This window comes from Polaribacter gochangensis, assembly GCF_046224025.1.
Taxonomy (GTDB): domain Bacteria; phylum Bacteroidota; class Bacteroidia; order Flavobacteriales; family Flavobacteriaceae; genus Polaribacter; species Polaribacter gochangensis.
In genome coordinates this window covers 20,694-32,968 of sequence record NZ_JBJXRF010000005.1, presented here as the reverse complement: position 1 = coordinate 32,968, position 12,275 = coordinate 20,694, and the positions used below count along the sequence as shown (strand labels likewise).

12 protein-coding genes are annotated in these 12,275 nt (G+C 28.3%); all 12 read right to left on the bottom strand.

Annotation, left to right across the window (positions count from 1 at the left end; translation table 11 throughout):
* The 12 genes from ACEWL1_RS11200 to wecB all read right to left on the bottom strand — a co-directional run bounded on the left by ACEWL1_RS11200 (window position 1) and on the right by wecB (window position 12,234).
* Window positions 1-1,020: a Gfo/Idh/MocA family protein gene (locus ACEWL1_RS11200; protein WP_409233389.1), complete on the bottom strand. Its 1,020-nt coding sequence runs from the start codon at window positions 1,018-1,020 to the stop codon at window positions 1-3.
* Between the two features lie 130 nt (window positions 1,021-1,150).
* On the bottom strand, window positions 1,151-2,269 hold the full coding sequence (locus ACEWL1_RS11195; RefSeq protein WP_409233388.1) for a hypothetical protein: 1,119 nt from the start codon (window positions 2,267-2,269) through the stop codon (window positions 1,151-1,153).
* Window positions 2,257-3,480: an O-antigen polymerase gene (locus tag ACEWL1_RS11190; RefSeq protein WP_409233387.1), complete on the bottom strand. Its 1,224-nt coding sequence runs from the start codon at window positions 3,478-3,480 to the stop codon at window positions 2,257-2,259. The genes ACEWL1_RS11195 and ACEWL1_RS11190 overlap by 13 nt, the downstream gene beginning before the upstream one ends.
* Window positions 3,477-4,394 carry a hypothetical protein gene (locus tag ACEWL1_RS11185; RefSeq protein ID WP_409233386.1) on the bottom strand — a complete coding sequence of 306 codons (918 nt, stop codon included), beginning with the start codon at window positions 4,392-4,394 and terminating at the stop codon, window positions 3,477-3,479. The genes ACEWL1_RS11190 and ACEWL1_RS11185 overlap by 4 nt, the downstream gene beginning before the upstream one ends.
* Complete coding sequence (locus tag ACEWL1_RS11180) at window positions 4,394-5,749, bottom strand: lipopolysaccharide biosynthesis protein (protein ID WP_409233385.1); 1,356 nt, start codon at window positions 5,747-5,749, stop codon at window positions 4,394-4,396. Before ACEWL1_RS11180 ends, ACEWL1_RS11185 begins: the two co-directional genes overlap by 1 nt.
* Before the next feature lie 14 nt (window positions 5,750-5,763).
* Window positions 5,764-6,861, bottom strand: a complete 1,098-nt coding sequence (locus tag ACEWL1_RS11175; RefSeq protein WP_409233384.1) for an N-acetyl sugar amidotransferase — start codon at window positions 6,859-6,861, stop codon at window positions 5,764-5,766.
* Window positions 6,858-7,613, bottom strand: a complete 756-nt coding sequence (locus tag ACEWL1_RS11170; RefSeq protein WP_409233383.1) for a HisA/HisF-related TIM barrel protein — start codon at window positions 7,611-7,613, stop codon at window positions 6,858-6,860. The genes ACEWL1_RS11175 and ACEWL1_RS11170 overlap by 4 nt, the downstream gene beginning before the upstream one ends.
* Window positions 7,613-8,221, bottom strand: a complete 609-nt coding sequence (hisH, locus tag ACEWL1_RS11165) for an imidazole glycerol phosphate synthase subunit HisH (RefSeq protein WP_409233382.1) — start codon at window positions 8,219-8,221, stop codon at window positions 7,613-7,615. The genes ACEWL1_RS11170 and hisH overlap by 1 nt, the downstream gene beginning before the upstream one ends.
* Window positions 8,218-9,345 carry a DegT/DnrJ/EryC1/StrS family aminotransferase gene (locus tag ACEWL1_RS11160; RefSeq protein WP_409233381.1) on the bottom strand — a complete coding sequence of 376 codons (1,128 nt, stop codon included), beginning with the start codon at window positions 9,343-9,345 and terminating at the stop codon, window positions 8,218-8,220. The genes hisH and ACEWL1_RS11160 overlap by 4 nt, the downstream gene beginning before the upstream one ends.
* A gap of 9 nt (window positions 9,346-9,354) precedes the next feature.
* Window positions 9,355-9,804, bottom strand: a complete 450-nt coding sequence (locus ACEWL1_RS11155; protein WP_409233380.1) for an acyltransferase — start codon at window positions 9,802-9,804, stop codon at window positions 9,355-9,357.
* 105 nt (window positions 9,805-9,909) lie between these two features.
* Window positions 9,910-11,118 carry a UDP-N-acetyl-D-mannosamine dehydrogenase gene (gene wecC, locus ACEWL1_RS11150; RefSeq protein WP_409233379.1) on the bottom strand — a complete coding sequence of 403 codons (1,209 nt, stop codon included), beginning with the start codon at window positions 11,116-11,118 and terminating at the stop codon, window positions 9,910-9,912.
* The gene (gene wecB, locus ACEWL1_RS11145) at window positions 11,119-12,234 is read right to left on the bottom strand and encodes a non-hydrolyzing UDP-N-acetylglucosamine 2-epimerase (RefSeq protein ID WP_409233378.1); all 1,116 of its coding nucleotides are present in this window, start codon (window positions 12,232-12,234) and stop codon (window positions 11,119-11,121) included.
* Window positions 12,235-12,275 lie beyond the last annotated feature (41 nt).

Below are 12,275 nucleotides of genomic sequence, written 5' to 3'. Positions count from 1 at the left end.
TTAAACTTGAAAAGTTATTTTTTCTTTGTTATTTCTAATTGCATCTGTAATTTCTAACATTAACCTTGTGGATATTTCAACTTCAGAAAAATCTCTTTTATACTTTTTTGTAAATGGTTGAAGAATAGCATTCTCATGCCCAACATTTTTTCTGAAATATCTCTTTTTAATTAACTTTTCGCCATTCCATATTGTCATTCTTCTAAAATCATCAATTTTAGCAATTACGTTTGAATGTTGAATATTAATAGATTCATTAATACCTTCAAAGGGTTCTTCTCTTGAACTCAATACAATAGAAATCAAATCTTCTTTGTCTGTTATCATAACAATTGACACATTATCATCTTTTTCGTTTTCATTACTTGAATTAATTGTTACATCTATCGAATTTGGTAGTCCAATTTTCATTAACAAATTAATTGATAAATCAAGCCAGTGACCAATATTACCACAAACTCTAGTTCCTTCCTTATAATCCCTATACCAATGATTTTTTTCTAATTTATGTCCTGTTATAAAACAATTCAAAGTTAATGGAAATCTATTTTCAACACTTAAATGTTTGTACACTTCGAATAATGCTGGTGATAATGGTCTATTATAACCAACAAATAATGTTTTATTTTCCGAAGCATTCATTAATTGTAAAAATTGATTATTGGTTACACTAATTGGCTTTTCAACATAAACTATTTTATTTGCTTTCAAAGCTTTGATTGCATAATCAGTATGACTTGCATGATTTGAAGCAATATAAACATATTTTACGTTCTCACTATGTATCAATTCATCAGAACTTGTGTAAACCTTTGCTCCATAATACTTTGCAAAAGTAGATGAATTTTCTTCATTTATATCATAAATTCCCGCTATACATTTCCCTCTATTCTTCTTCAAATAATAGCCAATAATTGCAAAAGAAAACTGTCCTGCACCAATAATTGCAACCTCTTTACTAGGGTTAAAAGTTAGTGAAATGGGTAACTTGATTGGTGGATTAAAACGTGTCCTTCCCATAACCTTTATATATGTCCTACCTAAGCCATATATTTTATAATATCTAATAATTTTACGAATTCTATTATTTTTCATTTTATATCGTGTTTTATGGTTATTTTTCAATAACTATTTTTTAATCATATAATTACTAAAAAAAATCTTCAATTTTTTTTATAATGTCACCCTCCCATTTTGTTTTTACATTAAAATTCTTAATGATTGAATTATAATTTCTCGAAATAAAATTTATGGCTTTTTCAAACCCAGCATAATCTTCTATCCAAAAAACACTATCATCATCATTTGCAACACTTAATTTAAGTGATTCTAAGTGGGAGCCCATTATTGTTGGCACTCCAAGATTTAAATATGTATATGCTTTATTAGGGCTAGCTATTTTGTTAATCCCTGTGTTCATAATATCGTCCCAGCCATAAAAAAAACCAGCAACATTATAATTTTGTATCAATTCTAGTATTTCTAAATCAGAATTAAAAGGTCTAAGGTATTTGATAGTAGATTTTAATTCTAAACTTTTTAAATATTCTTCATCATACACATTTCCTATAATGAATAAATTAATGCTAGAATTATTTAGTTTATTATATTTTACTACAAATGTGTTTAATATATCTAAATCTCTCCCTCTCATAACATTCCCCACCCATAACACTCCGTGGAACTCGGTTCCATATACTTTTTTTCTTTCTAATATTTTTTTTCTAGTATTTGGAACCACTAAGTCTCTTGTATCGTTTAAATTAAAATCCCTTTTTAGTGCTTCCAATTGTTCTGACGAAATCCCGACTAAGTTTTTTATTTTCAATGATTTAAAACATATTCTTGAAAACCATAATAAACTTCTATAAGATGCTTTTAAAAGTATTGGATTCTTAATTCTTTTCTTAACTTGATAATAAACTTCCCAAGGAATCCAGTCATGGTAATCAAAAGTAATAGATTTAACAATATTAAATTTAGACCACCACCAACAAAGCAAAATCCCTAAAAGTCCACTATCATGTATATATACAGAAATCGGTTCATCAGTGTTATCAGTTATACTTTTTATAATTGACTTCACTTTAAAATAACCAAACTTGTTTTTCAAATAAAAAATATTCTCAATCTGAGGTTCATCAGTTAATTTATATTTTAATTCATAAAACACTTTAATGTTATACTTTTTGATTAAAATACTATTTGTCCTATTTACTCTTTGGTCATTTACATCATGGCCAGGGCATAAAATAATTATCTTTTCCAAACTCTATTATTATAAATTAAAACAGTCAATAACATCAATAAAATTACACCTTTATTGAATAAAAAAACTATATCTCCAGATGAATATATTGAAATATAAAATGTTATAAAACTAAAAAAAACTACAATTCCAATCTCTTTTTTTCTTTTTAAGAAATTAAAAGTAAGTTTGTTTACTAAAAAACCAAAAAATAATGAAACAATCACCACACCAAAAAAACCAAAGTTATGGTAAATACTTCCAATAAAACTAAGGGCAGCTGTCCCTCTAGGATTGCCATGTATAAGTCCAAACACTATATGTTGAATTTCTGAACCTTTAACTCCTGGAAGAATTCCTATAATTCCTCTATACCAATCATATCCATATGATATTGGTATTTCATACAAATACCTAAACGTGATTAATGACTCGTTTTGTTCATTATAAAAAATACGAGTCAATAAATTATCAATTGTTGCAAAAAAACTCAAGTCCTGAGTTCTTCCTAAGTAAAAACTACCTACTCCAAAACTTAAAAGCATTAAAGCACTGGGTATAATTAATGATTTGAATTTTAATTTACCTATATAAAAAAAAGAGATAACTATACCCAAAAACGTATACATTAGAAAAGCACGTTGACCTGTACCCGCTAAACCTAAAAATGCAAGAGGGATAAAAAAAAACTTGATAATCTTTTTATTCTTCACATTATTAAACAATAATATACAAATTGAAACAGGAAAAAGGACGTTTTTAAACTGATTAAAATATCCTGGTGCAAAATAGGTTTCTCCTGAATATGAATTTACCCTAGCAGTTGTAATATCAGCTTGTGAACTATCATTCATTATCATGATAAATATATTACTCCCTAATAAATAAAAATAAACAATAGTAAGGATGGAAGATATAATTAACAAAAACCAAAACAGTTTAATTGTAGAATTAGAATCGTAAATAAATGGTTTAGATTTATAAATTTTAAAAGCTTTTGATATTGGAAACTTTATATTAAACAATACTGTAGCAATTGTATAACAAAATAAAAAAGTGATTATCAGAAAAAAATAATACACATCACTTTCGTAATCTATGTTTAACCCATAGGTAGTTCCAATATACATCACCCCAAAAAACAATAAGTAAAAAAAAGGCAAAGTAGCCCTAACAATTCGATAAGTTAAATAGGTACAAATGATATAACTTAAAAGAAAAATATAAATCATTCTATTGTATTTTCTATCAAATTAATCTCTTCTTTAATATTTAAATGTTTCCATTTATTAATATTGTTTTTTGAAATATTTTCATCAAAAACACTATATTCATCCCAATTGCCTTCAGCTATATTTAAAAAATCAAAAACCTTGTTTTTAGTATTTATTTTATCGTTTATTATATCTTCAAAGTTTAACACAAGAACATTATCCATTTTTCTAATGTGCTTAATATCATCATTAAACCTACTTCTAATTTGACTAAACATTTCTATTGTTGAATCAACTTTTATCAACCCCTCATTTAGTGGATTAACACCTATGGCAATATTTTTACCAACAATTGAAGGCAACTTATTTCTTATTTCTGCATATTGGTCTCTCCAATTACGATCAATTACAATATGCTTTATTTTATCATCAAAAAAATTAAAATGTTTTATGTAAGAAGGGCTAATCATCTGATCAAGAATTAGCAAATCTTGATTGTTTTTTTTCGTTAATGAATCTTTTTCAATAGCCTTAAAAAACAAACTCAAAGCTCTCTTTTGAGTTGTTAAACCGTCTCTAAACAATTGCTTATATGTCTTTGAACAAAACTCTTTATAATTAGATCCAAATAAATTTTCACCATCAACTCTAGGATAAAATATTTTTTTGGGAAAAATCTTTAAGGCTCTACAAAAAACCCTTAAAATTGACCAAAAATATTTAAGCCTCTCAGTTTTATTAAACTGCTCAAATATCAGTTTCGAATTTGCAATTTTTTTTTCGTCCTCATTCATCAAATGAGCAAACAACTCTCCATATCCAAAAGCACTATACTCGGTAGGACAAACAGATACATTATCAAATTCTTCAAGCAAAGCAATTACCGCACTACTCCCAGTCCAATACCCTCCACTCACATTAACTATTTTCATTATAAATCCATATTAAGTTTGGTGAATTTTTTATAAGTTCGATATAACTGCTGAAACACAAATATACCTGAAACAGAATAATAAAGCAACAAATTTATATTTGACTTTAAGATAAAGATTAGAGCTAATAAAATTGAAATATTAATAATATTTTCTTTAGTTATCCATTTTCTAACATCAATATTAATTGACAGGGTTTTTAGTGTTTTGCGCATATAAAATAGATATGGCATAGCAGATGCAAAACAAAAAATAATAAATATCAATTTAAATGAATCTAAGTAATAACCAAGTAATAATGCTAACAATCTTGATATAAATAATGTAATTTGAAATTTTAAATCTTTCTTTTGATTTTTGGTTATACTCAATAAACTAAGAATAGGTACAGAAATAAACACAGAAAGCACCCAGAAAAAAGAACCCAATAATAAAAATTTCATTTCATCCCAACCATCTCCAAACAATAAATTAACTATTAAATCATCAAATAAAATAATAGCTCCAAAAATTGCTATATAAAACTTAATTTGTATAATAAGCATTTGAGAAACCATAAAGTTAAAATCTTTCTTTAACGCATACAATTGAAGAAGGGTTTTTGATAATGACTCAGAAACAAGAGCGAAAGGCGATATCACTATTCTTTGAGTGTATAGATAAGATGCACTGTATTCAATTCCAAACATACGTTCAAAAATAAATGTTGGCAACTGAGTTCCCAAAGAGTTAAAAAAATCAGATGGAGTAGAATATTTTATAAAATTTATATTTTGTTTCATTTTTAAAATAAAAATTTTTGCTTTTGGAACTCTAAATTGAAGGATTTTATTTCTAAAAAAAAATAACGAAGCTAAAATCCCTAAATCATAACCAATAATAAGACCTTTATCAATGTCCATTAAAATAAAAAAAAACTGAAATAAAATTATTAAAATGGGTTTAGAAAACCTAAAAAGCACAATATCTGTGATATCTTTTTCAGACAAAGTCCAGTATGTACAAATTAAACTATAGATCGTTAATATACACCCTATACAGGTAAGAAGTGTAAGAATAAAATCTTGATAAACAAATTGCACTATTAGTCCACAAAAAAGAGATGTAATAATAGACAACAGGAACGAAGTTGAACCTAAATCATTTTTTTCCTTTTTTGGGCTCAATGAATTCTCTACAAAACCCATTTCAATTCTAAAAGCACCTACTAAAGTGTAAATTGCAACAGAAGCGAAAAAAATTGAATATATACCTATTTGAGCTTTAGTTTCTAATCGAGTGATAAATGGAGTGAAAATAATTGTGGCTACTTGACCAAGAATAGAAGAATAAAGTAAATACTTATTAGAGTTCATATTTTATTAATCAATTACTTTTTTCTGTAAGAATAAATTCTCACAAGATTATTCCATAATTTCTTTTCAGATTTAAATTCATCATGATTTCTTTTTTTCCGAGAAAGGTAATTGGTTAAATCTGACTCCTTCCATTTCATTTTTTTAAGAAAATATTTTTTATCTAAATTAAGGTTTTCTTCACTCGAATACGGTGATTTTGATAAAATTTGTACAGCTTCATCTCTAGTTAAATCTCCATTTAGAACCTCTGCACTTAGATGAACAATTCTTTTATCTATTCCAAATTTATTAGGAAGTATATATCCTTGATAAAAACGAGTAAATACAGATTCATAATGTTTATATTCATAAGGTTTGTAATTATAGTTCTTAACCAACTCCTCTAAGGCAATACTCTTCTTGTAATCAATGTGATCTAGAAAGTCAATCCATTTAATTTTTCTAAGATAGGTGTCAAAAATATAATTAATAACTCCAAATGTCGGCATTGTTTTTAATTTCGGACCATTAAAGGACTTAACAATGCTTTTAATATTCCTTTTATCAAACTTAAACCAATTCCATTCAGATGGCATAGGGATTCCCTCTGTAGAATGATTTGTCCCTGCTAGTATATGGTTAATTTTAAATTTCCTGGCCAAATTATAATTTACAGCAATCATAGCATTATCATACAAAAGTTCTACATCAACAACGTCAGCTTTAAAAAAGCAATTCATCAACTCTCTATACTCATCCCAATCTATTACATGTGTGTATAAATCTACATCTAATTTATTACATAAGTTTTTAATATTACTGTTAGCTAGCTCAGAATTCCAACCATTATCCATATGGACTGCTAGAGGTTTTAAACCGAGTTCAATTGCCTTAACTAAAGTGTATGAACTATCAACACCACCGCTAACTCCAACAATACAATCATATTTTTTGCTTTTATTCTTTCTTATACTTGCAAGCAAAGATTCTAATGAGTCATAATATGCTGGTTTAACTCTTTTTATTTCAGAGAAATATTGTCGACAACTACTACAAGTTCCATCATTAAAGACTTTTACATCAGACATACCTGTATTCATTAAACAACGTTTACAATTTTCTTTTTTCATAATATTTGATTTATTATTTTTCTACTTGGATAATCTATAAGAACCGCTTTAAATGGACCGTGTAGCGTAAATAATCTTCCTACACCAACGGCAAAGGCTCCATTCTCAAATGCAATTGATATATCATTAATTGACTTGGCCCCACCACAAAATATTATTGGTTTCTCTGTATATTTTCTTGCTATTTTTAAAATATCAATATCTAACCCCTCTAAAGTGCCTTCTCGATCGACAGACATTAATTGTAACTCACCAAATTCAAATTCATTAAGTTTTTCTAAGGCCTCTTGTATATTTAATTTTGTGTAATTCTTAAAAACACCTCTTTTAAAAACCCTATAACTGTTTTTTACTGAAATAAAATCTAAACTAAGGATAATGCTTTGAGCCCCAAATGATTCGGATATTTCATTAATAATTTCTGGGTTTTTAAATAATGATGATTGAATAATAATTTTTTCTACACCAGATCTTAATATTTTCGATGCTTGCTCAAAATTAGTTATACCTCCGCCATAACTAATTGGCATAAAACATTCATTTGCAATTTTTTCTATTAATTCATAGTTTGGCTCATAATTATACCTTGTACAACCAATATCAATAATTGATAATTCATCAATTTCTTTCTCATTAAATATTTTGGCAGTATTGATAGGGTCTCCAACATAAATTGAAGATTTAAAATTCTCTGTCTTTACTAATTTATTTTTTGAGATTAGTAATTGTGGTATAATTCTTTTATTAAACATTATAATTTGTAAAAATTTGTAAAAATTTTCATACCAGATTTTAAACTTTTTTCTGGGTGAAATTGAATGCCAAAAATATTGTCCGAAAAAATTGCACTTGGAAAAGAAATACCATAATTAGTTTCACTTAGTATGTTTTCGTTTTCAACACCTAAATAATAACTATGGGCAAAATAAAACCTGTCTAGATCAGAAATATCTTTGAAAATATCGTGGCTTTGTGTTTGCTTTAAAGTATTCCAACCCATATGTGGTACAGGAAATTCTCTTGCACTCATAAATTCTTTTGACTTTCCTGAAATAAGCCCTAATCCATTTTCAATACCCTCTTCGCTTGTATTTAATAATAGTTGTGAGCCTAAGCAAATACCTAATAGAAGCTTATTATTATTCTGAGTAAAATTACTCAATTCTTCTTTAAATCCATTTTTATGAAGGTTTTTAATAGCAGAATCAAATTTACCAACACCAGGGAGTATAACTTTATCATAATTTTTCAAACTTCTATGATCTGATATAAATTCGGATTCAATGTTCAAGTAGTTAAGCATATTAGAAACAGATTTAATATTTCCTGCCCCATAATCTATTATTCCGATTTTTTTCATTTGTTCTGTCTAAAAAAATGCTTTATTTCATCACAAATATACTCCAACTTATCTTTTGTTAATTCTGGAAAAATTGGTAGACTCAATAATTTATTTTGTTGGTCATTTGAAACCGTAAAATTTGCAACTTCAATATTTGAATTTCTATATGCAGGTTGGTTTGGTAAAGAAATAGGATAATGTACACCTACTGAAATACCCTTACTTTCTAAAAATTCTTTTAAACCGTCTCTGTCATCGACTCTAATCACAAAAAGATGCCAAACAGGATTACATTTTAAATCAACAACAGGCAAAGTCACTTTATCTATACTCGATAATCTATCTAAATAATAGCCTGCAATTTCTCTTCGTTTATTGGTCCACTCTCCTAAATACTTTAATTTAACATTTAAAATCCCTGCTTGTAACCCATCAATTCTACTATTTATTCCTTCAAATTCATGTTCATATTTAGAAATACGCCCATGATTAGCATACATTCGCATTTTCCTTGCTAATTCATCATTGTTTGTTGTGATTGCACCCGCGTCACCATATGCTCCTAAATTTTTACCAGGATAAAAACTAAAGGTTGCACAATCTCCAAAAGTTCCTACTTTTTTCAACTCACCACTACTTGTTTTATACTCTGCTAAATGACCTTGTGCAGAATCTTCAATTAAAAATAAATTATGTTTTTTTGTAATTTTTGTTAGCTTATCCATGTCTGCAGGTTGGCCATATAAATGAACTGCTATTACTGCTTTTGTTTTACTAGTAATGGTCGTCTCTAATTTTTCACAGTCAATATTATAAGTATCAAAATAATTATCCACAAAAATAACTGTACCACCAACCGCTGTAACTGCTTCTGCAGTAGCGATAAAAGAGTTAGCCGGAACAATAACTTCATCACCTTCAGAAATTCCCATCATTTTAAGAGCAATGACTATTGCATCTGTTCCATTAGCTACACCGATACAATGCTTTACTCCAATTGCATTTGCGAAATTTTTTTCAAATTCTATTATTCTTTCTCCTCCGATAAAGGCTGTCTCATCTAAAACATTATGAATTTCATTATCTATTTCTGATTTTATAGATTCATACTGTAGTCCTAAGTTTACAAAAGGTATTTCCATATTTTATTTTTAATTTGATTTTCTTGCTGGGTTTCCATAATACACTCCCGGCTCTGTAATGTTTTTTGTAACAACAGATCCAGCTCCAATTACAACATTATCACATATTTCAATTGGCATAATAGTTGAATTTGATCCAATACTAACCTTGTTACCAATTTTAGTTTCTTTCCAAAGGTTTTTATTTCCGTTTGCAGGTCCATTATTTTGGAACTTATCATTTATAAACATAACTCCATGACCTATAAAGCAGTCATTTCCAATTGAAACCATTTCACATATAAAAGAATGGCTTTGAATTTTTGTATTGCTACCAATTCTTGTATTTTTTTGAATTTCTGTGAATGGTCCTATAAAAACATTATCGTCTAAAACACATTCATATAAATTACAAGGTTCAACAACAGTGCAATTCTTACCAAATTTAACATTTCTGATACTTGCTTTATTAATTTTCATATTAATATTTATATGTTTAGGGATATTCAATAGCAATAGGTTAAGTCAAAAAATATTGTCTACGATTATCAACCCTATAATTATTATAAATTATAACCTTATTACTTATTTTTTAACACCACAAAAATCAAGAACAACTTTTTCAGGTTTTATTTCAAGTTTTTTAAATTCATTATGGGCAACTAAAAACACAACTATATCTGCTTTTTCAGCTGCTAATTTATAATTGGTCAATCTAAAAACTTTATGCTCCTTAATGTTGGGCTCAACAATAAAATAATCATTGTTATTATCATTCTGTAAAACCTTATTTATAATATACTTTGCAGGAGACTCTCTTAGATCATCAATATTCGGTTTAAATGCTATCCCCATTAAAGCTATCTTTGGTTTTCTGCCAAAATTCAACTCAAATTTCATTTTTTCATTTTGAATTTTTTCAGCAACCCAAAAAGATTTATAATTATTTACTTCTCTAGCAGTACCAATAATTTTAGATTCCATTGGATAATCAGACACAATAAAATAAGGATCTACAGCAATACAATGTCCGCCAACTCCACTTCCAGGTTGCAAAATATTTACTCTTGGGTGTTTATTCGCTAAATTAATTAATTCCCAAACATCAATATTCGCTTTATCGCAAATTAAGGATAATTCATTGGCAAAAGCAATTTGTACGTCTCTAGATGAGTTTTCAACTAGTTTACACATTTCAGCAGTTCTAGCGTTGGTTGCATGCAATTGCCCCTTAATATATTTTTTATAAAAAGTCATGGCTTTTTCAGTAGAAGATTTGTCTACTCCTCCGATTACTCGATCGTTGTATACCAATTCATACATCACATTACCTGGCAATACTCTTTCTGGACAATAAGCAACATAAATTCTCCCTTTTAGTTCAGGTCTAGTTGCGTATATTAATTTTTGCATTTTTTCAGTTGTACCAATAGGAGATGTAGACTCTATAATATATAAATCATCTTCTTTTAAGAGCGGAATAATTCCTTTGGTTGCGGCTTCTACAAATGAAATATCTGGCTCGTGATTTCCTTTAAAAGGAGTTGGAACTACTATTAAATAAACCTTCGCCGCGCTTGCTTTAGTTGAAGCTTTGAAAAATCCTTTAGAAACTGCTTCTGATACGATTTCACCTAAATCTGGTTCTACTATATGTATTTTACCTTGATTAATTGTATCTACAACTTGTTGATTAATATCTACGCCTAAAACATTAGTTCCATGCTTAGCAATTAATGCTGATGTAGGCAATCCAATATAACCTAGTCCAATAGTTACTACTTCAGGAATCATTTACTTGTTTTTTATAAATTCTACAATTCTTTTTGATGCTAATCCATCACCATAAGGATTATGAAGTTTAGACATTTTCTCAAAACTTTCATTATCATTTAATAAATTCAAAGCTGTTGAAACAATTAAGTCCTCATTAGTACCTACAAGAATAACAGTACCAGCATCTACAGCCTCTGGTCTTTCAGTGGTTTCTCTCATAACCAATACCGGTTTACCTAAACTTGGCGCTTCCTCTTGAACCCCTCCACTATCTGTTATAATTATTTTTGCTTTACTCATCAACCATATAAAATCTGGATATGCTAAAGGTTCAATTAACATCACATTTAAAACTTGTCCTAATATACGGTTCACGGGCTCTTGAACTTTAGGGTTTAAATGTACCGGGTAAATAATTAATCGATTAGGGTTATCTAAAGCGATACGCTTTAAAGCCTTACAGATTCGTTCAAAACCCTCTCCATGATTCTCTCTCCTATGCCCTGTAACCAAAATAAGTTCTCGATTTTTAATTTTCAAATTGAGCTCTTTGGCAAGAACACTTGGTATTTCATTTACTTTTTGTACAGAATCCAGCAATGCATCAATAACCGTATTACCAGTCACTAATATATCACCTCTATCAATATTTTCTTGAATTAAATTTAACTCAGAAGTGGTTGTAGGAGCAAAATGGTAATCACAGATTCTTCCAGTAATCTGTCTATTAATTTCTTCTGGAAAAGGTGACCTTTTGTTAAAAGTTCTTAAACCAGCCTCTACATGACACACTTTAGCCCCACTATAAAAAGCCGCAATAGAACCTGCCATAGTAGTTGTTGTGTCTCCATGAACAAACACAAAATCTGGAGAAAATTCTTCTAAAACTTGCTTCAATGAATTAATAATAATTGAGGTAAGAGTATATAAGTTCTGACCTGGCTTCATTAAATCAAGGTCAAAATCTGGTGTAATTTCAAAAAAATCTAATACTTGATCGAGCATTTCTCTATGTTGTGCAGTAACACATACTTTAGTTTCAAATAAATTCGGGTACTTTTTAAATTCTTTAATTAATGGAGCCATTTTAATAGCTTCTGGTCTTGTACCAAGTATTAATAATATTTTTTTCAATTTTATTTTTAATTTAAGAATTTAAATATTATGCTTTCTAT

Coding starts and splice junctions, on each gene's coding strand:
- ACEWL1_RS11200 (WP_409233389.1), bottom strand. CDS start 1,020: ATGGGAAGGACACGTTTTAATCCACCAATCAAGTTACCCATTTCACTA.
- ACEWL1_RS11190 (WP_409233387.1), bottom strand. CDS start 3,480: ATGATTTATATTTTTCTTTTAAGTTATATCATTTGTACCTATTTAACT.
- ACEWL1_RS11185 (WP_409233386.1), bottom strand. CDS start 4,394: ATGAAAATAGTTAATGTGAGTGGAGGGTATTGGACTGGGAGTAGTGCG.
- ACEWL1_RS11180 (WP_409233385.1), bottom strand. CDS start 5,749: ATGAACTCTAATAAGTATTTACTTTATTCTTCTATTCTTGGTCAAGTA.
- ACEWL1_RS11175 (WP_409233384.1), bottom strand. CDS start 6,861: ATGAAAAAAGAAAATTGTAAACGTTGTTTAATGAATACAGGTATGTCT.
- ACEWL1_RS11170 (WP_409233383.1), bottom strand. CDS start 7,613: ATGTTTAATAAAAGAATTATACCACAATTACTAATCTCAAAAAATAAA.
- hisH (WP_409233382.1), bottom strand. CDS start 8,221: ATGAAAAAAATCGGAATAATAGATTATGGGGCAGGAAATATTAAATCT.
- ACEWL1_RS11160 (WP_409233381.1), bottom strand. CDS start 9,345: ATGGAAATACCTTTTGTAAACTTAGGACTACAGTATGAATCTATAAAA.
- ACEWL1_RS11155 (WP_409233380.1), bottom strand. CDS start 9,804: ATGAAAATTAATAAAGCAAGTATCAGAAATGTTAAATTTGGTAAGAAT.
- wecC (WP_409233379.1), bottom strand. CDS start 11,118: ATGATTCCTGAAGTAGTAACTATTGGACTAGGTTATATTGGATTGCCT.